The sequence below is a fragment of the Epibacterium ulvae genome (assembly GCF_018678075.1).
GTDB lineage: Bacteria > Pseudomonadota > Alphaproteobacteria > Rhodobacterales > Rhodobacteraceae > Epibacterium > Epibacterium ulvae_A.
Map to the genome: position 1 here is coordinate 1 of NZ_JAHHIR010000027.1, position 20,624 is coordinate 20,624.

Consider the following 20,624-nt stretch of genomic DNA (forward strand, 5'->3'; position numbering starts at 1 on the left):
CGCGCCCCGTAGCGCCTCAGCGCCGCCGGTGAAGGGGGTTCTAGTCCCAACCCAATATACCCGCAACCCCTAAATCACAAAAACATAAAAGAAATCACACAAAACATAAAAAAATAAACAATATCAATGACCTAACCGTGATAAGTTTCGCAGAAATACACAAAACCAACAGGCCAAACCACCGTAACGTTGAACGAGTCAGGGGCAATCAAGGACGCCGCCACCTGCTACAGAACTACATTTGGTGGGCGCGCGAGGTTAGGGCACAAGTGGCGCTTCGACTCTTGCGTTGCCCGAGTCGCAATTCGGCTTTGTTTGACGCCCGTGCCGCCCTTTCACACGACTCGCAAAACGACAAAAGGTGTCATTTATGGGGATCGCGGCAAAACACGGGGTCCCCGCAAGGAATCGAGGGAGGTGGCCTCAGGTCGTAGTGCTACGCCCCGAAAACTTTTGCACGGCGACGCCACCCTCTTCCAAGCATTGGCGTACCGCCTTTGCCAGCAACACGGCGGATGGTGTATCGCCGTGCAGACAGATGGTATCGATCGCGGCTGGAATTTCCTTGCCACTCTCGGTGATAACTGCACCGGATTGCACCATTTTCAAAATACGATGCCCCGCAACCGCGGGGTCATGGATCACTGCACCCGGCAGGCTGCGGTCAACCAATGTAGCGTCGTCATTGTATGCGCGATCGGCAAAGATCTCTCCGCACCAGTTACACCCGAGCCCGCGCACGACCTCTTCCATCGCGGTTGCAGCCAAAACCATAATGAAAATGTCCGGAGCCACGTCCAACGCAGCCTCGTAACAGGCTTTTGCCAGATCGGCGTCAACGCTGGCCATATTTGCCAATGCACCGTGAAGTTTGAGGTGGCGCACCTCTGCTCCCGTTGCGCGTGCGATGGCTTGCGCGGCGCCAAGCTGATAGCGGACCATGTTCCCAATGGTGGCGTGGGGGACATGCATCTTGCGTCGACCAAAGCCTTGTAGGTCGGGAAACCCGGGGTGCGCGCCGATGCCTACACCCGCCTTGGCGGCCAGGGACATCGTTTGGTACATCACATCCGGATCACCGGCGTGATAGCCACAAGCCACATTGGCGCTGGTGATCACGTCGAGAAGGCTAGTATCATCCCCCATCGTCCACGGACCAAAGCTTTCACCCATGTCTGCATTCAAATCGACACTTAACGCCATAGCCCAACTCCTTGGTGAAAATTAGCTGAATGGATCCTGATCGGCTGAGATGACGCCGCCGATCAATTGATAGGACAGTAGATCTGGAATGTCGGCAGGATCGCGGCGGAGCGGCGCGCATTGATTGCGCAGCGTCTGACACTCTTTGGCATGTCGCTTTTCGATCTCTAGCGCGTCATCCAAGCCGATCCATTTAAACCGAACAGAGCTACCCAGACCCGCCTGCGCCACTTTATTTAGGTCACAGGGCACGACGGAACCGATCCGGGGATAGCCGCCGGTGGTCTGGCATTCGCGCATTAGAACAAAAGGGCGTCCGTCGCCGGTCAACTGCACGTCACCGGGCACAATGATCTCTGACAGGATGTTTAACTGATCGCGCGCAGCGAACCCTTCGCCATCCGAACGCATTTCCACACCCATGCGATTTGCACGCGCGCCACGGAGAAACACCGTTTCAGCAAAGCGTTGTCTCGTCTCGGGGCTGAACATATCGGATTGGAAGCTTTCGACAATCCGAATTTCGCCACCTTCAAACCGGGGATCCAACGGCAGGCAGAGACCGGTTTGCGTCCCGCTATCAGGGCCTGCGATCAATACATCGCCTTCTTCCGTGCGACGACCCAACCCGGCTGCAAGATGGGCGGAGACTGCGCCCAGTGTCTCTGTTCCTTCTATACCGCCCCCTAGTTGTAGATAGCCGTAGACCCCATTGTGCGCAGTGCCGATCTCCAACACTTGCCCGGCGCGAAGCTGATGCGATGCATTCCACGCAACGGGTTGGCCATCCACGACAGCGGTCATGGGCGCTCCCGTCAATGCAATCCGCACGTCGCCCGTGGCTTCAAAGCTGCCACCAAAGCCTGCCATTTCTAACACTGCAAGCTCGGGACTTTGCCCCAGCAGCGACGCGCCCTCAGCCACGCCGCGCAAATCCGCGGCGCCGCCACGGGACACGCCGTTGCCAAGAAACCCTGGACGGCCCTGGTCCTGAAGGGTCAAAGACGGACCGGATTTGAGAACTTTGAGGCCGGTCATAGATCAATGTTCTCCATGCATGCGCCACCAAGCTCGGGATCTTTGTCCAAGATCCGCAGGTACTCGCTCTTGGTAACAGGGAAAAACACCATTTCATCGCCTGCCCGCAACGCAAATGGCTCATCCGCCTCAGGGCGATAGGTGCGGAACCCGGTTTGACCCACGTGCCGCCATCCGGTTGGGCTGGCATCGGCAAACAGAACGAATTGAGAAACAGCCAGAACCAAGGCACCTTGCGGAACTTTTGGCGTCAATTCAGTTTGTCTGGGAATGTTCCATTCTGCAGCCAACGGGCCGAGATAGGGTTGCCCTGGTGCAAAACCGATTGTCAAAACGCGCACGCGCGATGTGCCCAAAGCTTCAATTGCGCCCTCTTCGCTCATTCCGGCTAAATCTGCGGCCTCTGCCAGTTGCGGCCCCCGATCGGTGCCATAGACGGTTGGCACTTTCCACAATCGACGCCCCGGTGGCAAAGAAGCATCTGACCAGTCTTGCGTTGCCAAAAGCGTTTGCAGTGCTTCCGTCAGCTCTGCATGGGACACAACGTCAGGATCAAAGCGCACAAATACTGACGCCAGAGAAGTGGAGGTTTCAGCGACACCGTCTATTGCGGCCCGCGTGACAGCCTCACGAAAAGCCAAAGCGGCGCGATTGTGGGGTTCACTTAGGCGATCAGCGAAGCTGACAATGAGCCCAAACAAACCTACTGTGCGAATGTGCGGAAAGGCGGCCCGTTGAATGGCTTTCATTCTATTCCCCGTTTTTTTTACCACACATTTGACGCAAGCAGGGGCAAGGTCAACCACTCTACGTTCAGATTTGGAATTACAGTCTAACTAGCGTGTATTGGCCGGGTATGACCTGAGCAAAAAGCGAACCGGACCTTCGTGGTATGAAAAAGGGACGGCCTTGCGACCATCCCTTGTGAGCTGTCTTTAACTTCGGAACGCTTCGCTCCCGGCGTCGTGGTTCAGAAGTCGTCCCACCCCACGGCTGCATCCATGTTACCATGTGCCGTTGGCGCAGAAACCTCGGGCGCTGGCGCAACCGGACGCGCTGGTTCCTGAAAGCTCGCCACATTCTGGGTTCTTGCGCCGGTAAACATCGCGACTTGCTGACCAAGGTGAGAGGCGTCATTGTTCAGCGTCTGAGCAGCGGCAGTGCTTTGCTGGACCATCGCGGCATTCTGTTGTGTCACTTTATCGAGTTCGGTCATGCCCGAGTTGACTTCATTCAACGTTGTCGCCTGTTCCTCGGCGCCCTGTGCGATGTTGCTGACATGCGAGGAGATCGAGCTTACACTTTCGATGATTTGGTGCAGCGCCGTGCCCGCTTGCCCCACCAGGTCAACACCGTTGGTCACCTGACGATTACTATCGCTGATCAGCTTCTTGATCTCACCAGCCGCGTCAGAAGATCGTTGCGCCAGCGCGCGAACTTCAGATGCCACAACCGCAAACCCACGACCTGCTTCACCGGCACGCGCAGCCTCAACACCGGCGTTCAGCGCCAACAAGTTGGTCTGGAAAGCGATGTCATCGATGACAGAGATGATATTGGCGATCTTGTCAGAAGACTGTTCAATCTCGGACATTGCCGAAATCGCGTTGGTTACAATCTCACCGCTTTCGGTGGCTTTTTGCTGCTCGGCCTGAACGATATCTTCGACCTGGCGCGCGCCTTCTGCCGAAGACCGTACAGTTGCGGTGAGCTCTTCGATCGCCGCCGCTGTCTCTTCCAAGGTTGCGGCCTGGCTCTCAGTTCGGTGTGCCAAATCGCCTGAGGACTGGCCAATTTCACTCGCTGTGCGCTGAACGGCCTCGGAAACCGTCGACACGGTCCCCATCGTCTTTTCAAGCTTGTCAACAGAATCGTTGAAGGCTTTGCCCAAATCCGCGACATCACGGATGTTGGAGGATTTCACCCGGTGGCTCAGCTTTCCTTCGGAAAGCGCCTGAAGACCTTCTGAAATGGTCATCAGCCCTTCTTTGCGTTCGGTAACATCGCTCGCTATCTTGGCGACTTTGACGACATTTCCAGCCTGATCATAAATCGGCGCATATGTTGCCTGGATCCACAAGACGCTTCCGTCTTTTTTCACGCGGGGAAACTGGTCAGTATTTGCGTGACCCTTGGCTAGGTCCTGCCAGAACTTTGTGTATTGTTCGGTGGCTGCAAAAGAACTGTAGACGAACATCCGGTGATGTTGGCCTTTAATCTCTTCCAAAGTGTACCCAAGCGCATCCAGAAAATTCTGGTTAGCTGTCAAGATCGTCCCGTCAGGTTCGAAGTGGATCGTTGCCTGAGTTTTGTCGATCATTTCCAAGATGGCTCGTTGGGTCTCATCCAATTCTGCCGTCCCAGTGTTCTTCTTGGATTTAAAAAACACACCGATACTCCGTTCGCAAAAGTTACACAGCTCGACAAGTAGATAACGCTCAAACCCTCGCAAACGGTTAAACTCTCGCTCCTGGCGGACAAGAAAACATAAAAACTAATTGTAATATGATGTCCCGCACCATTTCGCGCTTACTCCACTCTACGACCGAGCGCGCTCTTCACGGTTCATCAGGATGTATCTGCTAGCGTCTCGGCAACATTGATCTGCGCAAGGAAGATGGATCTCATGGCTGGCTATCAGAATGGTTTGGTAAAAGTTTCAGGTCTCATTCTCATCCCGGCTTTACTGTTTCTTGCGCTTTACGCCAGCAGCCAGGCAAATACGCCAAGTGCCACCTTAACCGTTGTTGCCCCAGTGGACATGGACGCGCGTTCAACGGCCTTGTTTTTGACAGGCAAAGACGGGTGGACTGAGAAACATCAACTACGTGCGACACGCCTGGCTGAGATGCACACATTGGTGATCGGGGTTGATGCCCCTTCCCTGATGGACGCAAGCGCCGGTTCCTGCGTTACGTTTGCAGAGAAGCTGTCGCAAATTGCGCGGGAGGCGCAAACAAAAAACAATGCTTTTGCACGCACACCTGTCCTGGTGGGCTTGGAGAATGATTCGGACTTTGCCGTATCCGCGGCCTGGGCCGCGCCTGACAGGTTCAAAGGGCTGGTCACCGAGAACGCTACCAATATGTACGGGCTCTGTTCTGAGACGCTGCACGTGTCACAAGCAAAAGCCCCACTGCGCTGGTTGGATGTCGCACATTCCGGGACATCGGTTGTTGCAACTTTGGCGGGCGCGACGGTCGTAGAACCACGAGCAAAAGAACATAAAGCCTTTTACCAGAGCTACCTCCGTCTGGCGGGAACCGATTCCGCATTTAATGTTGAGACCGACTCTGCGTCGATTCTTCGCGATCTTCCATTGACGGTTCATCGCGCTGAGGACAGCCCTGCCAGCGACGTCTATGCAATCTTTCTGTCCGGCGACGGCGGTTGGGCCAAGTTTGACGAGGAGATTTCGGATCGGTTAGCCGCGCAGGGTATTCCGGTCGTTGGGGTTTCCAGCCTTAAATACATGTGGCGCGAAAAAACGCCGACGCAGATCGCTTCAGATTTTGAACGGATCGACGATCACTTTCGCCATGTCTTTGGCCGGTCAAAAGTCATGCTTTTGGGGTTCTCACTTGGTGCGAATACAATTCCCTTTGTGGCTCAAGAGCTCTCGGACGACATGCGCGAACGTCTTGTCGGTGTAGGGTTAATCGCGCCAGAAACTCACACGGGATTTGAAATCCTCGTGGGTGGATGGCTGGGTCAGCGTACCGGTTCTACTGAGGTTGCACCCGCGATCCAAGCTCTTGCCACTACCGTTCCTGCCGAAAGAATTCTGTGCGTGCATGGTCGCAAAGAATCGGTAAGCGCGTGTCCAATTGCACAGGTTCCCGGGATGCGCCGGGTCGAATTCGACGGCGGTCACCATATGGGGAACGATCATGACGGAGTTGCCCGAACGATTTCGGAGCTTGCCGTAACCAAAGGTTAGGCCTAACGCATTCCAGATAACGAAATCGTCTTGGAGAACGCGACCAATCGTGGGTTGCAAGTTCAACAAGTTAATAAATCACTCTCTCTGATTTATTATTGACACGTCGCAAAAGAACGGTAAATCTGCTCCTTGGACTTGATTGGCCGGGACTTGGCTGTGACGCCACCGGCCAGTCAAATTGAGGGAGGATGCTTCGCCGTGGACGCGCAAATCACAACTGTCAGAGGCTCCAACCAAAGCGGTATGCGGGCCCATAACGAGCGTTTGGTCTTGTCCCTCATCCGCCAGATGGGGCCACAGCCCAAGGCCGAGATTGCGCGCCGGACAAAACTGTCAGCCCAGACGGTCTCGGTCATCATGCGCGCGCTCGAAGCGGACGGGCTGTTGGAAAAGGGAACGCCAGTACGCGGTAAGGTCGGGCAACCCTCTATCCCCATGAGCCTTGTAGCAGATGGTGCCTATTTCCTTGGCCTCAAGGTCGGACGCCGCAGTCTGGAGCTGATCCTGACCGACTTTATAGGAACCGTTGTAACCCGCATCTGGCATCCGCACAGCTTTCCTACGCCTGATCGCGTCGTCGAGTTTACGCGCACTGGAATCGCAACGATTTTCGACGAGCTGTCGTCGGCACAACGGGACCGGGTTGCAGGGCTTGGGATTGCGCTGCCGTTTCGCATTTGGGATTGGGCGAACACGCTTGAGACGGCAGGAGACGAGCTGGACGCGTGGAGAGATCGTGACATAGCAGGTGACATTACCGCCTTTTGCGAATTTCCGGTCTACCTGCAAAATGATGCCTCTGCCGCATGTGGGGCGGAGTTGGTGTTCGGCGATCAGGACAAGTCGGCGGAATTTCTATACTTTTTCATCGGGTACTTTGTCGGCGGCGGTCTGGTGATGGACAATGCGCTTTATACAGGGCCGACCGGCAATGCGGCTGCACTGGGATCGATTCCAGTGACAGACCAGAACGGAAGCCCCAGACAATTGGTGGATGTCGCATCGCTTGCCGAGCTTGAGCATGCCTTAAACGCATCTGGGCAAAGTGGAGCAGACATTTGGACCTCTCCCAACTCCTGGGACATCTCCGACCGTTTTGTCGAAGACTGGACCACTTCAGCCGCACAAGGCCTGGCCAAGGCGATCGCCTCAGCTACCTGCGTAATAGATTTTGAATGTGTGATGATCGACGGCTGGATGCCAAGCGTCGTGCGTCACAGCTTGGTGCGCAAAGTCGCCGAGCAATTAGAGATTAACCGTATCGCGGGGATTGACGTCCCCGAGATGCGCGAAGGTACAATTGGCAGTGATGCGCGTGCATTAGGAGCCGCCAGCCTGCCCCTGTCCAACCGATTTTTAGTGGACAGCAAAGCAATCCTGAAAGGTTGAACAGATGATCTTGTGTTGTGGTGAAGCATTGATCGACATGATCCCGGCCCCAACAGAATTGGGGCGCGACGGGTTTGTTCCGTTTGTGGGTGGTGCGGTGTTCAACACGGCCATCGCGCTCGGTCGGCTCGGCGTGGATGTGGGCATGCTGACCGGCCTGTCCAACGATATGTTTGGCCAGCAATTGCAACAGGCGTTGATCGACAGCAAGGTCGACACAAGCCTGGTGTCACATTCTGACCGCCCCACAACCTTGGCCTTTGTGACCCTTACCAATGGTCAGGCAAGCTATGCCTTTTATGACGAAAACACCGCTGGCAGAATGCTGCAGCCCGCCGAAGTGCCGGACGTTCCGGCGACGGTTTCAGCGTTTTACTTCGGGGGCATCAGCCTTGCCTGTGAACCTGCCGCCGATGCCTATGCCACGCTATTGAAATCCCACGGCCAGGGTCGCGCGGTGATGATGGACCCCAATATTCGCGCGAATTTCATTCAGGACGAAACACGCTATCGCGCGCGTCTGGATGACATGATGGCGTACTGCGATATCCTGAAGGTCTCTGACGAAGACCTGAATTGGTTGGTGCAAACCACCGGCACTTTGGCGGACAAAGCCCATGTCCTGATGGAAAAAGGCCCCACTGTGGTGATTGTTACGCGCGGCGGTGATGGGGCCTCGGCCTATTTTGCCGAAGGGTCGGTCGATGTCCCGTCCCAACGAGTTGAGATCGTCGATACTGTCGGGGCCGGTGATACATTCAACGCAGGCGTTTTGGCCAAGCTTTCAGCGCTTAACGTTTTGTCACCGGCAGCCTTGGCCACGCCAAACCCCGCTGATTTGGAGGCCGCGTTGCACAATGGCGCCCGCATTGCCGCCATCAACGTCTCACGCGCCGGGGTCAACCCGCCTTGGGCCAGCGAGTTGGAGTAATCCTGCAAGGCCGATCATGACGCCGTGCGGTCCTGAGACGGGGCGATTTTGAAATTGCGTTTATACTGATCCGCGAAATGCGCCTGTGTCGCAAAACCCGTCATCTCTGCTATTTCACCGACACTCAGACCGGAGCTGCGCAACATCGTTTGCGCAGTTTCCAGCCGGATCCGGCGATAGACCTGCATCACGCTTTGACCAAGCGCCGATTTGAACTGCCGTTGCAACTGACGCTCGGACAGACCGGACAGGTCCGCAATCTGGCTGACGTCGATGGGGTCGGCGATATGGCTTTCCATCAGTTCCAACGCCTCAACCACGGCGCGCGACGGCATTCCGTATCGGGCGGCAACGCTGGCCTGCTGGGGGGCGTCGGACACGCGTATTTCGGTTTGGATGAACCAGTCGCTGATCCGCTGCGCAAATCCGACCCCGTGTTGCGCAGAAATTATCGCATGCATCATATCCAGCGGCGCCGACCCTCCGGCGCAGGTGTAGCGGTCCCGGTCGATCACAAAAAGACGTTGTTCCATAATATGTTGCGCAGATTGCGCACGCAGTTCTTCAAGGTGGTGCCAGTGCACCGTGAACCGGCGATTTTCCATAAGCCCCGCCTGGGCCAGGATCACGGCCCCGCCTGAAATCCCCCCCAATGCCACACCGGCGCGGTCCAGTCGGCGCAGCCATGTGGCAATCTGGGGATCTTGCGTGCGAAACGGATCACCACCTGCAACAACAAACACCAGGTCAAAATCCAACCCGACCTGCGCGATAGCTTGCGTTGCAAAGATACTCCCCAAAGACGCAGCAACCGGGCCACCCTGCGCAGACAGCAAGGTGACCTCGTAAAGAGGATCGTCAGAAAACAAGTTGGCCGCCCGCAAAGGCTCCATCGCGGCAGCGGTTGAGATCAATGCATGCCCTTCGATCAACAGGAAGCCGATAGGTTGCGGAGTTGGCACCAAGAGTTGTGACCTTTTATCGAAAGAAAATGTCCTTTTCTCGAAATACCAAACCCCGCGCTGCAGATTAGATCAAGAGCAACAGCATGGAGCGACGGTATGAAATTTTCCGGATTGAAGGTGATCGAACAAGCTTTGACCGGGCACAAAGGGTGGAAACCCCTTTGGCGCGACCCCGCTCCCAGGTCTCATTATGACATCGTGATCATTGGTGGCGGCGGCCATGGGCTGGCCACGGCATTTTATCTGGTCAAGGTTTTTGGCAAAGCAAATGTAGCCGTTTTGGAAAAAGGCTGGCTGGGCTCCGGCAACATCGGGCGCAACACCACCATCATCCGTTCCAACTATTTGCTGCCCGGCAACCAGCCATTCTACGAGTTTTCCATGAAGCTTTGGGAAGAGCTGGAACAGGAGACCAATTTTAACTCCATGGTCAGCCAACGTGGCATTCTGAACCTGTTCCATTCCGACGCCCAGCGCGATGCCTATCGTCGGCGTGGCAATGCGATGCTTTTCTCAGGTGCAGATGCGCAGATGTTGGACCGTGATGCGCTGCGCGAGATGGTGCCGTTTCTGAACTACGACAACGCGCGCTTCCCGATCAAAGGTGCGCTGATGCAAACCCGTGCAGGCACCGCGCGCCATGACGGCGTGGCTTGGGGATACGCCCGCGGGGCCGACAGCCGCGGTGTCGATCTTGTTCAGAACTGCGAAGTAACGGGAATGAAGATCGAAGCCGGAAAGATCCTTGGCGTTGAAACCACGCGCGGATTCATTGGCGCGGGCAAGGTCGGCGTGGCGGTTGCCGGCAATTCCTCACGCGTGATGGCAATGGCCGACAAGCGTCTACCGATCGAAAGCCATGTGTTGCAGGCTTTTGTCTCAGAAGGGTTGAAACCCACCATTCCTGGCGTCATCACCTTTGGCGCCGGACATTTCTATGTCAGCCAATCGAACAAGGGTGGCCTGGTGTTTGGCGGTGATATCGATGGCTACAATTCCTACGCCCAGCGCGGAAATCTGCCTGTGGTCGAAGACGTTCTTGAGGGTGGAATGGCCCTGATGCCGATGATTGGACGGGTGCGGTTGCTGCGGTCCTGGGGCGGGATTATGGACATGTCGATGGACGGCTCGCCGATGATTGATCGCACCGATATCGAGGGGCTCTATTTCAACGGTGGCTGGTGCTATGGCGGGTTCAAGGCAACGCCCGCCTCTGGCTATGCCTTTGCCCATCTTCTGGCGACAGACACACCGCATGAGACAGCAACAGCCTTCCGAATGGATCGTTTCGAACGGGGTTATGTCATTGATGAAAAGGGCGTTGGCGCCCAACCGAACCTGCACTGAGGCCCGCCAAGATGTTGATCCCCCACCCCCTGCTTGGACCGCGCGACGCGCAAGAGTTCACATATCTTGGCGACGCCGAATTGATGCTGCGCCCTGACCCCACTCAAGAGGACGCCGAAGCCGCATTTTGCGACTATGTCTACCTTCGGGACAATCCAGCCGGCCTCCACCGAGAGCTTTGGTTTCATGAACAAGGGGACCGATCCTGGTTGGTGGTGACCCGCAATACGATCACCCACGAAATCCTATCCGCCGAGCTTGCCAGCGACGTCAAACGCAAACTGGAGGGCGATCGATGACACGATTGGCGGGTGGTCTGATCGACCGAAGCAAACCGATTTCCTTCTCGTTTAACGGCAAAACGTATGGCGGGTTTCAGGGCGACATGCTGGCCTCGGCGCTGTTGGCAAATGATGTCCAGATGGTGGGGCGCAGTTTCAAATACCACCGACCACGCGGCATCTTCTCTGCTGGTTCCGAAGAGCCCAACGCCTTGGTCACATTGCGCAGCGATGCCTGGCAGGAGCCAAATACGCGGGCAACCGTGACGGAGCTTTTTGACGGGCTGGAAGCCAGATCGCAAAACCACGTTGGCCCGTTGAAACACGATCTGATGGCGGTGAATGACCTGATGGCGCCATTCCTGTCGGCCGGGTTCTACTACAAGACGTTTATGTGGCCCCGCGCCTTTTGGGAAAAGATCTATGAGCCGGCCATTCGGCGCGCAGCCGGGCTTGGCAGCCTGTCGATGTTGCCGGATCCGGATGACTATGACCGCGGGTTCCTGCACTGTGATGTCTTGGTCATCGGCGGCGGCGCTACCGGTTTGATGGCAGCTTTGACCGCTGGTCGGTCCGGTGCACAGGTGATCTTGGCCGATGAAGACTTCCAGCTTGGCGGGCGTCTTTTGGCGGAACGGCAGATGTTGGATGACCAGCCTGCGCAAGTGTGGGTCGACAGCGCTCTGGATGAATTGCGGTCGATGCCCAACGTGCGTTTGATGACCCGGACCACAGTGTTTGGTGCCTATGATCATGGTGTTTTTGGCGCTGTGGAACGTGTCAGCGATCATCTGCCCTCAGCCTCGGGACGCGTGCGGCAGACCCTGTGGCGGATCACAGCAAAACGCAGCATTCTGGCGGTCGGCGCCACAGAGCGGCACATCCCCTTTGCCAACAACGACCGACCGGGCATTATGTTGGCGGGCGCAATGCGCGCCTATGCCAATCGCTGGGCCGTCGCGCCCGTCCAAGACAACGATAATGGCATCGCGATTTTCACCAGCAATGATGACGGGCACCGCACCGCCAATGACCTGGTCGCCAAAGGTGTCAAAGTGTTCGCCGTCATCGATGTGCGCCAGAATGCACCCCGAATGGGTGACTATCTGCTTTTGTCGGGCAGCATGGTGACGAATACACGCGGGCGGCACCGTGTCTCTGCCATTGAGGTCACACAGGATGGGACACCCACATGGTATCCGGTTGGCGCACTTGCGGTGTCTGGCGGATGGAACCCCAACGTCCACCTTGCGTCCCATCATCGCGGTCGCCCGGTTTGGGATGAGGGTCGCTTGGCCTTTGTCCCGTCCGAGGCGGGACCTTTTGGCCTGATCCCCGCCGGTGCAGCACGCGGACACGGCAGCACCCAAGCCGCGCTCAGCGATGGTGTTGAAGCTGCCACCAAAGCGTTGAACCAACTCGAAGTGACTCCTGTAACACCTGCGATCCCACTAGCGCTGGAAGAAAGCCAAGCTCAGGAAGCGTTCTGGCATGTTCCCGGAAAGAAACGCGCCTGGGTCGATTTTCAAAATGATGTCACCGTTAAAGACATCAAACTGGCCCACCAAGAAAACATGAAACCGGTGGAGCATCTGAAACGATGGACGACGTTGGGCATGGCAACGGATCAAGGCAAAACGGCCAATGTCTCTGCCTTGGCGGTGATGGCCGAGTTGACGGGAAAAGCCATTCCAGAGACCGGCACCACCATCTTCCGCCCGCCCTATACGGGTGTCTCAATAGGTGTGTTGGGCGGCGGGGACAACCGTCATGATTTCCGCCCCGAACGTCGCACGCCAACGCATAGCTGGGCCGAAGAACGCGGTGCGGTTTTTGTCGAGGTTGGTCAATGGATGCGCGCGCAGTACTTCCCGCAAAAGGGAGAGACCCATTGGCGCGAAACTGTCGATCGTGAAGCACTGGCCGTCCGGTCTGCCGTTGGGGTCTGCGATGTCACCACATTGGGCAAGATCGACGTCCAAGGTCGCGATGCCTCAGAATTCCTCAACCGCATCTACGCAAATATGATGGCAACGCTTGCGGTTGGCAAAACCCGTTATGGCCTGATGCTGCGTGAAGAAGGCACGCTGTATGACGATGGCACCTGTGCACGCCTGGGCGAGCAGCAATATGTGGTAACAACAACCACAGCCAATGCGGCGACCGTTTACCGCAAGATGGAATTTGCCCGCCAATGCCTGTGGCCCGAACTGGACGTCAGCCTGATCTCCACCACCGACGCCTGGGCGCAATTTGCGGTCGCGGGGCCGAACTCACGGGAGCTTTTGTCGCGTATCATTGATGATTTCGACCTGTCAAATGACGCCTTCCCCTTTATGGCCTGTGCCGAGCTTTCGATCTGCAAAGGGCTGCGCGCGCGTCTGTTTCGGATCTCATTCTCGGGCGAGCTGGCTTATGAGATCGCGGTCCCTGCCCGCTTTGGCAATGCCTTGATGGAACGTCTGATGGAGGTCGGCGCAGACCTTGGCGTCACGCCCTATGGGACAGAAACCCTGGGCGTTTTGCGGATTGAAAAAGGCCACGCCACCGCAAACGAGCTGACCGGACAGACGACGGCCGCCATGCTTGGCCTTGGTCGAATGGTCTCTCAAAAGAAGGACAGTATTGGCGCGGTGATGTCGCGCCGCGACGGGCTTCTATCTGATGCGCGGCGGCTGGTTGGTCTGAAACCTGTGGACCAAACCGAACCGGTTGTTGCTGGCTCACATCTGTTCACCAGCGGTGCGTCACAACAGACAGACACCGACCAAGGCTGGATCACCTCTGCCTGCTATTCTCCACATCTGGGCTGCCACATCGGGCTTGGTTATCTGGAAAACGGCGATAGCCGCATGGGTGAGATTGTGACAGCGGCTAATCCGCTGCAAGGGCAGTCCGTGGACGTGGAAGTTGTTTCGGCCCATTTTGTAGATCCCAAAGGAGAACGCCTGCGTGACTGATCTTTCCTCCATCACCGCACTTGGCGCGCAATCACCCTGGGCCGAGATAGCCGGAGCCCTGCAGATGTCGGAGGACACGAACCTCGGCCTGGCGTCATTGGCGCTGCCCAAAGAGGGCGCACAACCAAGCCCCTTTGACCTTATCCTACCGGACGTTGGCATCGCGACAACAAACGCTGGTTATGGCGCCTTTTGGACCGGCCCAAACCAGTGGATGATCGAAGGCTATGGGCATGGCGAACCTGACTTTGCCGCCGCCGTCAAAGCGCAGGCTCCTGACTGTTACGTCACCGAACAGACAGACGGCTGGTGCGCCTTTGATGTACGGTCCCAAGATGACGGCGCTTTGGACGCGCTGTTGCAGAGGCTTGTAAATCTGGATCCTGCAGCATTGCAGCCGGGCTGTGTCGCACGGACCGGGCTGCATCACATGAGCGTTTTTGTGATCCGGCGGGCCAATGATCATATCACACTGTTGGGCATGCGCAGCCTTGCCGGATCGCTTCGTCACGCCCTGCACACTGCTGCACATCGGTTGGCCACCTAGAGCCCCGCGCTTTCGAGCTCTCAAATTTCAAACCGAACTCATCACACATCCGCCCCGAGGTAACCCAATGACCAAATATTGCCTGACCGTAACCTGCCGCTCGACCCGCGGCATCGTTGCGACCGTTTCCAGCTTTCTGGCTGAACAAGGCTGTAACATCACCGACAGTTCGCAATTTGACGACGCTGAGACCGGCTATTTCTTTATGCGCATCAGCTTTACCTCGGAAGAAGGTGCTGATTTGGGCAGCCTTCAGCAGGGTTTTGCAGAGCTCGCGACGCCGTTTGACATGGACTACGCGTTCCATGACGAGGCGCAAAAGATGAAAGTCGTCATCATGGTCAGCCGGTTCGGCCATTGTCTGAACGACCTTTTGTATCGCGTGCGCATCGGCGCCCTGCCCGTCGATGTGGTGGCGGTGATTTCGAACCACATGGACTATCAAAAGGTCGTGGTGAACGCAGATATCCCATTTTACTGCATCAAGGTCACCAAGGAAAACAAACCAGAAGCCGAAGCTGCGATCATGAAAGTGGTCGAAGACACAGAAGCGGAGCTGATCGTACTTGCGCGTTATATGCAGATCCTGTCGGATGAGATGTGTCAGAAAATGTCTGGGCGGATCATCAACATCCACCACTCATTCCTGCCGTCATTTAAAGGCGCAAACCCTTATAAACAGGCCTATGAACGCGGCGTGAAGCTGATCGGCGCGACCTCTCACTATGTCACTGCCGACCTCGACGAAGGTTCGATCATCGAACAAGACATCGTTCGTATCACCCACGCGCAGTCGGCGTCTGATTATGTCTCACTGGGCCGAGATGTGGAAAGCCAGGTTCTGGCACGCGCGATCCACGCCCATCCCCATCACCGCGCCTTTTTGAATGGCAACACAACCGTGGTCTTCCCAGCGTCACCGGGATCCTTTTCAAGCGAACGGATGGGATAATACCTCCAAGGCATGGCGCGCGCATGTTCTGCGCGTCGTGCCTCAGGCGTCTTGCTTGCGGGCGGTGGTTTCCAGCAAGACCTGTGCGATGGCCCGCGCATCCTGGGCCGGTTTGGCGGAATGAGACATCGCCGCCAAAACAATGGCCCCTTCTTTTAGCACCATCAACCGATTGGCGAGAGTCTCAGGATCGACATAGCCAGCCGCCGACGCCAGATTGGCGAAATGGTCCGCAAGCAGCTGTTTATGCGCCATCGACTGCTGGTTGATGGCGTGATCCTCGGCCTGGTATTCGGCGCTGGCCTTGATGAACATGCACCCCTGAAAGCTATCCTCAAGAAACCACTCTTCAATCGCATCGAAAATCGCCAGCATCTGTGCCTTTGGCGTATCTGCCAACGTCTCCATCCGATCAAACAGCCAAGAGCGGAAATTGGTATCCCGCAATTGCAACGCCGCAAGGATCAGTTCTTCCTTGGTTCGGAAGTGTTTGTAGATCGACGTCTTGGACACACCGGTTTCTTTGGCGACCAGATCCATACCCGTCGCGTGAAACCCGTTCCTGTAAAAGAGCCACAGGGATCTTTCGACCAATTCTGCACGTTTGTTGCGGCTCATTTCTGCTCCTGTTGTTGTCTCTGTCGTTTTAACGCGCAAGTTTTCGCCATTCAATAAAGCCCTGAATTACGGCGGGATTTTGCACAATGCGCGGCAATCGCTCTGAATTGAAACCGCGCTGCCATATTTTTCTTGAAAAGGGTAACTGATCGGTGCACCTGTGCGATATTAACAGATCTGTCACCTACGTAAACGCCAACACGTACACAACACCGGAGATCCCAATGTCCCGCCCCCCTTTGCCTCCCTTTACACGTGAAACAGCACTCCAAAAGGTCCGTGCCGCCGAGGATGCCTGGAACACGCGCGACCCCGACCGCGTGACATTGGCCTATACCGAAGACAGCAGCTGGCGGAACCGCGCGGAGTACGTGAACGGCCACGACGCAATCCACGCCTTTTTGACCCGCAAATGGGCGCGTGAGATGGACTACCGTCTGATCAAGGGTCTGTGGACTTTTGCCGAAAACCGTATCGCCGTCCGCTTTGCCTATGAATGGCATGACGACAGCGGCCAGTGGTTCCGCTCTTTTGGCAATGAAAACTGGGAATTTGCTGCAGACGGACGTATGCGTCGTCGGATCGCACAAATCAACGATTTGGCCATCGAAGAAGCCGAGCGCAAATTCCACTGGGACGCTGGACCGCGCCCTACTGACCACCCTGAATTGGAAGACCTTGGCCTCTGACAGGGTGGTAAAAAAGCCCCTGAGGATACACCAGGGGCTTTTTCCTTAGGCCGGAAAACCGTGCCGTTGTACCAATGACCAGACATCCCCGTTCAACTGTTCGAGCGCTGCGATACAGGCATCGATATTGTCCGCCTCTTCGGGTGTGATGGTTTCCATCTTGCCGACTTTGATGTCTTTGCGCCGGTCCTGAATGCGCATCATGATCGTCTGCAACCGTCCCTGATCGGGATCAAAGGAATAGATGCAGTGATTGTATTTGTTACGCAGCTTGGACTGCCGCACCAATCGTGACGTGATCTCAAGCACTTCGTCCCGCAATGCGGCCTCGACCCGTGGCAATTTCGACAGGCGTTCCACCAAATCGACCCGTGCCCGGGTTGTGTTCAGCGTCAGGAACAAGACAACAGCGACCTCTTTTTCAACCTTGGCCAAACCTGCCATCAAGTGGATCAGCAGGCTTTCGGTATTGGTCCAAGTGTAGTTGAGGCGCCCAACGCGCAGCAGGATATCGTCCAGCTGCACGTCAGATGGCGGCAACGCCCTGTCATGTCGCGGCTCCGCCATCTTTCCTCCAATCAATGCTGCATCACCTCGACGAATTTCATCGCAGCAGCCGTCCGGTTGGTCACTTTCAGCTTGGTGATGACATGATGGATATGCAGTTTGATCGTATGCTCCGAAACCTTCAGCTTTTCGGCGATCTGCTTGTTCTGCAACCCGTGCATCACATGCTCCATCACAGCAATTTCGCGCTGTGTCAGCTTGTCCGTCAACGATCGCCGAGCTCCAGCCAAGGCTTCGTTTTCGCACTGCTGATCTGTCAGCTTTTTATCCAAAACATCAGCCGGGAAATAGGTTCCCCCGCTGAGTAACAACCGCATGACCGCCAACCATATGTCGATGCTCTGGTTCATCGGCAGCACACCCTGGAACCCATCCACACGACCAACGGCTGCAAAGACTTTCTGCACACAGCTGTCATGCATATAGGCAAGTACAATTCCAGGGGCTTCTGGCCCAGTTAGCAACGTCTCGCGCTCATTCAAAAGACGATGAAACTGGCTGCGTTCTTCATCCAGAATGGATGCGTCAATCACAATGAGCCTGGCAGGCACCATAGTAACCGAGGCAATATCTACGAAATCGGAAACCGCGTCGTACCTTAACGGTTCTATCTCTTCAAGTTCAGCTTCTACATTGCGCAAAACGGTATTGGAAAAACTCTTCTTTGGACCAATAAAAACCGCTGTGTCGCAATTAGATTTCAGTTGCTGATGCGTCCCCGATGCCAATGGTTCCATATTAACAATTTCTGGCATTCTTAAACTCCCACACACTCGCTACTTCAATCGGCTTACGCCGAAGAAAGAGCTCACACCGCTCTGGTATTTACGGAAATCAGCTCTTCTCTTTCTGCTCGAAAAAGATTTGCCTGCAGAAGCAATAATTGCCCATCAATCGCGGAGTAAATCCGCCAAACCAACATATTGTGACGCGTTTGAATAGGTCAACTAACCCAACGGTTAACGCCATCAATCTCAAGGTTATCCACAGGTTATAGCAATTTTTACGAGGCTTTTCAAACGCGATCTCGAAATATGACGCCTTTGACCGTGTAATATCAAGGAACACGATCAAGGGCACGGATCGTAACGTTCCGTTTTTGTTATAAAATTTCTTACCTCCACGAGCCTCAATCCGGTTTAAATCTAATCTCCAGCTTACGTCGCGACGCCTTTTCCGTGACCCTGAACCGGCTTGAGACCCTTCCTCACAAGCAGAATTTTTATCTGAACGATCGGATCGTTCGCAGATTTGATCGAAAAGATTCGAAAAGGAGGAAATCAAAACGCGAAAACACCCAAGCAACGGAAACCTGTGATTGCATGGTGGAATTAGAGATAATTCCAAATTGAAAATCACCGCGTTCCCTCAACTATTTAGCAAGTCAAACTGCTCGACAATGGTCGCATTGGATATACTGGTGACCGCGCGGGCAAATTGGGAGAATTAATATGTCCGGCAATCGGCATCAGCATCTTTTCGGCCTGCAAGGCCAGCTTCAAGGTCAACTTCAAGGTCAAGGCCAAGGTCAGCACCAAGGTCAAGGTCAAGGCCAGGATCAAGGCCAAGGACAACACCAAGGTCAGCACAGTGAAAACCTGAACCTCAATGGGAATGGCAACCTGAATGGCAATGGTAACCTGAATGGTAACGGCAACGGGAACCATAACGGGAACGACAATTCCAATTCAAATACCAATGAAAACAGTTCTGCGTCCGATAGCTCCGGACATGGTGCTGGCAAGGGTGTTGGTGTCGGAATGGGCGCAGGCTACGGCGCTGCACATTCTGGGTCACACTCGGATGCGGATTCTGCGTCAAACGCTGCCGCAGCGGCCGCGGCCAATGTTTCCAACACGTCCCATACAGCTGTAAGCAACAGCTCTGATGTATCCGTGGACATCGATCTGGATATCGGAACCACCGATTGGGAACCAACCGATGACGATTTTGCTGATTTTGATCTCGGCAAAGACGCAGAAATCGGTGACATCACCATGGCTAATGGTGACATGAACACAGACATCGGCGGCAACACCGATTTCAACAAAGTTCTGAACAACTCGCTGAACGGTCAAGGCAACGACACCGGTACCGTCAACAACATGAACAATGCTCTGCAGGACAACGATGTGTCCGAAGAAGCGAAGGTCTCAAATGACGGTGACTTCAAAGCCTATCAAAGTGCCAAAGGCGGCGAAGCCACTTCTGACGACGGGATCGACAATGAATCCGACGGCGGCGGTGCAGCTTATTCAGAAGCCAACGGCGATGATGGCGGCAAAGCATATGCCGATGGCGGCAGCGCACTTGGCTTTGGTGGCAAGCACTACGGCAACGAAGGCGGCAAGAGCGAAGGTGATGACGGCGGCGACGGCGGAAACTCCACTGCTATCGGCGTAGGCCTTGGTGGTCTGGGTGTAGGTGTCGGCGTAGGTGCCAATGCTGGTGACACTGGTGATACCGGTGATGCGGGCGACGGTGGTGACAGCGGCGATGCTGGCGACGGCGGCGACGGTGGCGATAGCGGACACGCTGGTGGCTTTGGCTACGCAGACAGCGGTGACGCGGGCGCGATCGGTGCTGGTCTTGGCGGCGGCCATGGCTTTATCCCGATCGGACATGGCGTAGGACTGGGCAACGCTGAAAGCGGCGACGCAGGTGGCTACGGCTACGGTGGCTCCGGTGATGCGGGCGACGGTGATGACGGTGGCGACAGCGGTGCCGGTGGTGCTGGTGGGTCAACCGGTGGATCTGGTTCTGCTGATGGCGGACACGCGGGTGGCTATGGCTTGGGTGCTGGCGAAGGCAACGGCCTGTCCAAAGCGATCGGTGGCGACGGCGGTGACGGCGGTGACGGCGGACACGCTGGTGCATCCGGCGGTATCGCTGGCGGCGCAGTTGTTGGCGGCGGTGACGCTTATGCAGCTGGCGGTGCTGGTGGTGCTGGCGGTTGGTCAGAAGCAACGGGCGGCCAAGGCGGTCAGTCCGGTGGTTACTGGGGTTCCAACAACGGCGATGACGGCTTTGTAACTGGCACTTCGGCTGCTTCGGCAGACGCGGCACTGGATAACGCAGCCTTCAACCAGAACATCGTCCAAGGTGCGAACGTCCTGGGGAACACCGTTGACATGACCGTAGTGGGCGGTGGTTACACCTCGACCCTCATCGGCGACGACGACCTGGGATAATCT

General features: G+C 56.0%; 19 protein-coding genes. 10 read left to right on the forward strand and 9 right to left on the reverse strand.

The features are described 5' to 3' along the window. Positions 1-423: 423 nt before the first annotated feature. From KMP13_RS07040 to KMP13_RS07055, 4 genes are all read right to left on the reverse strand, one after another. The gene (locus KMP13_RS07040) at positions 424-1,203 is read right to left on the reverse strand and encodes a LamB/YcsF family protein (RefSeq protein ID WP_215265097.1); all 780 of its coding nucleotides are present in this window, start codon (positions 1,201-1,203) and stop codon (positions 424-426) included. Positions 1,204-1,224: 21 nt separating this feature from the next. Continuing rightward, positions 1,225-2,241 carry a biotin-dependent carboxyltransferase family protein gene (locus tag KMP13_RS07045; protein ID WP_215265098.1) on the reverse strand — a complete coding sequence of 339 codons (1,017 nt, stop codon included), beginning with the start codon at positions 2,239-2,241 and terminating at the stop codon, positions 1,225-1,227. Then, positions 2,238-2,990: a 5-oxoprolinase subunit B family protein gene (locus KMP13_RS07050; protein ID WP_215265099.1), complete on the reverse strand. Its 753-nt coding sequence runs from the start codon at positions 2,988-2,990 to the stop codon at positions 2,238-2,240. The genes KMP13_RS07045 and KMP13_RS07050 overlap by 4 nt, the downstream gene beginning before the upstream one ends. 221 nt (positions 2,991-3,211) lie before the next feature. Beyond that, the gene (locus tag KMP13_RS07055) at positions 3,212-4,630 is read right to left on the reverse strand and encodes a methyl-accepting chemotaxis protein (protein WP_353055686.1); all 1,419 of its coding nucleotides are present in this window, start codon (positions 4,628-4,630) and stop codon (positions 3,212-3,214) included. 237 nt (positions 4,631-4,867) lie between these two features. On the opposite strand from KMP13_RS07055, the gene KMP13_RS07060 reads away from it, so the two are divergent. The 3 genes from KMP13_RS07060 to KMP13_RS07070 all read left to right on the forward strand — a co-directional run bounded on the left by KMP13_RS07060 (position 4,868) and on the right by KMP13_RS07070 (position 8,504). Then, positions 4,868-6,181 (forward strand): AcvB/VirJ family lysyl-phosphatidylglycerol hydrolase, encoded by a 1,314-nt coding sequence (locus KMP13_RS07060; protein WP_215265100.1) that lies wholly within the window; start codon positions 4,868-4,870, stop codon positions 6,179-6,181. Positions 6,182-6,382: 201 nt separating this feature from the next. Beyond that, the gene (locus KMP13_RS07065; RefSeq protein WP_353055687.1) at positions 6,383-7,573 is read left to right on the forward strand and encodes an ROK family transcriptional regulator; all 1,191 of its coding nucleotides are present in this window, start codon (positions 6,383-6,385) and stop codon (positions 7,571-7,573) included. A 4-nt stretch (positions 7,574-7,577) separates the two neighbouring features. Next, positions 7,578-8,504: a carbohydrate kinase family protein gene (locus tag KMP13_RS07070; RefSeq protein WP_215265101.1), complete on the forward strand. Its 927-nt coding sequence runs from the start codon at positions 7,578-7,580 to the stop codon at positions 8,502-8,504. A gap of 14 nt (positions 8,505-8,518) precedes the next feature. Here KMP13_RS07070 and KMP13_RS07075 read toward each other — a convergent pair whose 3' ends face one another. Next, positions 8,519-9,466 (reverse strand): GlxA family transcriptional regulator, encoded by a 948-nt coding sequence (locus KMP13_RS07075; protein WP_353055688.1) that lies wholly within the window; start codon positions 9,464-9,466, stop codon positions 8,519-8,521. A gap of 99 nt (positions 9,467-9,565) precedes the next feature. On the opposite strand from KMP13_RS07075, the gene KMP13_RS07080 reads away from it, so the two are divergent. The 5 genes from KMP13_RS07080 (at position 9,566) to purU (ending at position 15,556) form a co-directional block, all read left to right on the forward strand. After that, entirely contained in the window at positions 9,566-10,816 is a 1,251-nt protein-coding gene (locus tag KMP13_RS07080) for a sarcosine oxidase subunit beta family protein (protein WP_215265103.1), read from the forward strand. An 11-nt stretch (positions 10,817-10,827) separates the two neighbouring features. Then, on the forward strand, positions 10,828-11,115 hold the full coding sequence (locus KMP13_RS07085) for a sarcosine oxidase subunit delta (protein WP_215265105.1): 288 nt from the start codon (positions 10,828-10,830) through the stop codon (positions 11,113-11,115). Continuing rightward, the gene (locus KMP13_RS07090; protein WP_215265107.1) at positions 11,112-14,057 is read left to right on the forward strand and encodes a sarcosine oxidase subunit alpha family protein; all 2,946 of its coding nucleotides are present in this window, start codon (positions 11,112-11,114) and stop codon (positions 14,055-14,057) included. The genes KMP13_RS07085 and KMP13_RS07090 overlap by 4 nt, the downstream gene beginning before the upstream one ends. After that, positions 14,050-14,604, forward strand: a complete 555-nt coding sequence (locus KMP13_RS07095) for a sarcosine oxidase subunit gamma (RefSeq protein ID WP_215265109.1) — start codon at positions 14,050-14,052, stop codon at positions 14,602-14,604. The genes KMP13_RS07090 and KMP13_RS07095 overlap by 8 nt, the downstream gene beginning before the upstream one ends. Before the next feature lie 67 nt (positions 14,605-14,671). Continuing rightward, on the forward strand, positions 14,672-15,556 hold the full coding sequence (gene purU / locus KMP13_RS07100; protein WP_215265112.1) for a formyltetrahydrofolate deformylase: 885 nt from the start codon (positions 14,672-14,674) through the stop codon (positions 15,554-15,556). A 42-nt stretch (positions 15,557-15,598) separates the two neighbouring features. Here the strand turns inward: purU and KMP13_RS07105 are convergent, their stop codons facing one another. Further along, positions 15,599-16,174 carry a TetR/AcrR family transcriptional regulator gene (locus KMP13_RS07105; RefSeq protein WP_215265114.1) on the reverse strand — a complete coding sequence of 192 codons (576 nt, stop codon included), beginning with the start codon at positions 16,172-16,174 and terminating at the stop codon, positions 15,599-15,601. A 224-nt stretch (positions 16,175-16,398) separates the two neighbouring features. On the opposite strand from KMP13_RS07105, the gene KMP13_RS07110 reads away from it, so the two are divergent. Then, positions 16,399-16,863 carry a DUF1348 family protein gene (locus KMP13_RS07110; protein WP_215265115.1) on the forward strand — a complete coding sequence of 155 codons (465 nt, stop codon included), beginning with the start codon at positions 16,399-16,401 and terminating at the stop codon, positions 16,861-16,863. 45 nt (positions 16,864-16,908) lie between these two features. Here the strand turns inward: KMP13_RS07110 and KMP13_RS07115 are convergent, their stop codons facing one another. The 3 genes from KMP13_RS07115 to KMP13_RS20425 form a co-directional block, all read right to left on the reverse strand. After that, positions 16,909-17,430: a hypothetical protein gene (locus tag KMP13_RS07115; RefSeq protein ID WP_215265117.1), complete on the reverse strand. Its 522-nt coding sequence runs from the start codon at positions 17,428-17,430 to the stop codon at positions 16,909-16,911. Positions 17,431-17,441: 11 nt separating this feature from the next. Continuing rightward, entirely contained in the window at positions 17,442-18,185 is a 744-nt protein-coding gene (locus KMP13_RS07120) for a helix-turn-helix transcriptional regulator (protein ID WP_215265119.1), read from the reverse strand. A gap of 621 nt (positions 18,186-18,806) precedes the next feature. Beyond that, positions 18,807-19,097 (reverse strand): hypothetical protein, encoded by a 291-nt coding sequence (locus KMP13_RS20425; protein ID WP_251363720.1) that lies wholly within the window; start codon positions 19,095-19,097, stop codon positions 18,807-18,809. 93 nt (positions 19,098-19,190) lie between these two features. Here KMP13_RS20425 and KMP13_RS07125 point away from each other — a divergent pair, with 93 nt between their 5' ends. Then, on the forward strand, positions 19,191-20,621 hold the full coding sequence (locus KMP13_RS07125; protein ID WP_251363721.1) for a hypothetical protein: 1,431 nt from the start codon (positions 19,191-19,193) through the stop codon (positions 20,619-20,621). The last annotated feature ends 3 nt before the right edge of the window (positions 20,622-20,624 follow it).

Coding starts and splice junctions, on each gene's coding strand:
- KMP13_RS07115 (WP_215265117.1), bottom strand. CDS start 17,430: ATGGCGGAGCCGCGACATGACAGGGCGTTGCCGCCATCTGACGTGCAG.
- KMP13_RS07090 (WP_215265107.1), top strand. CDS start 11,112: ATGACACGATTGGCGGGTGGTCTGATCGACCGAAGCAAACCGATTTCC.
- KMP13_RS07085 (WP_215265105.1), top strand. CDS start 10,828: ATGTTGATCCCCCACCCCCTGCTTGGACCGCGCGACGCGCAAGAGTTC.
- KMP13_RS07125 (WP_251363721.1), top strand. CDS start 19,191: ATGGGCGCAGGCTACGGCGCTGCACATTCTGGGTCACACTCGGATGCG.
- KMP13_RS07080 (WP_215265103.1), top strand. CDS start 9,566: ATGAAATTTTCCGGATTGAAGGTGATCGAACAAGCTTTGACCGGGCAC.
- KMP13_RS07045 (WP_215265098.1), bottom strand. CDS start 2,241: ATGACCGGCCTCAAAGTTCTCAAATCCGGTCCGTCTTTGACCCTTCAG.
- KMP13_RS07105 (WP_215265114.1), bottom strand. CDS start 16,174: ATGAGCCGCAACAAACGTGCAGAATTGGTCGAAAGATCCCTGTGGCTC.
- KMP13_RS07110 (WP_215265115.1), top strand. CDS start 16,399: ATGTCCCGCCCCCCTTTGCCTCCCTTTACACGTGAAACAGCACTCCAA.
- KMP13_RS20425 (WP_251363720.1), bottom strand. CDS start 19,097: ATGGTTCCCGTTGCCGTTACCATTCAGGTTACCATTGCCATTCAGGTT.
- KMP13_RS07060 (WP_215265100.1), top strand. CDS start 4,868: ATGGCTGGCTATCAGAATGGTTTGGTAAAAGTTTCAGGTCTCATTCTC.
- KMP13_RS07040 (WP_215265097.1), bottom strand. CDS start 1,203: ATGGCGTTAAGTGTCGATTTGAATGCAGACATGGGTGAAAGCTTTGGT.
- KMP13_RS07050 (WP_215265099.1), bottom strand. CDS start 2,990: ATGAAAGCCATTCAACGGGCCGCCTTTCCGCACATTCGCACAGTAGGT.
- purU (WP_215265112.1), top strand. CDS start 14,672: ATGACCAAATATTGCCTGACCGTAACCTGCCGCTCGACCCGCGGCATC.
- KMP13_RS07120 (WP_215265119.1), bottom strand. CDS start 18,185: ATGCCAGAAATTGTTAATATGGAACCATTGGCATCGGGGACGCATCAG.
- KMP13_RS07070 (WP_215265101.1), top strand. CDS start 7,578: ATGATCTTGTGTTGTGGTGAAGCATTGATCGACATGATCCCGGCCCCA.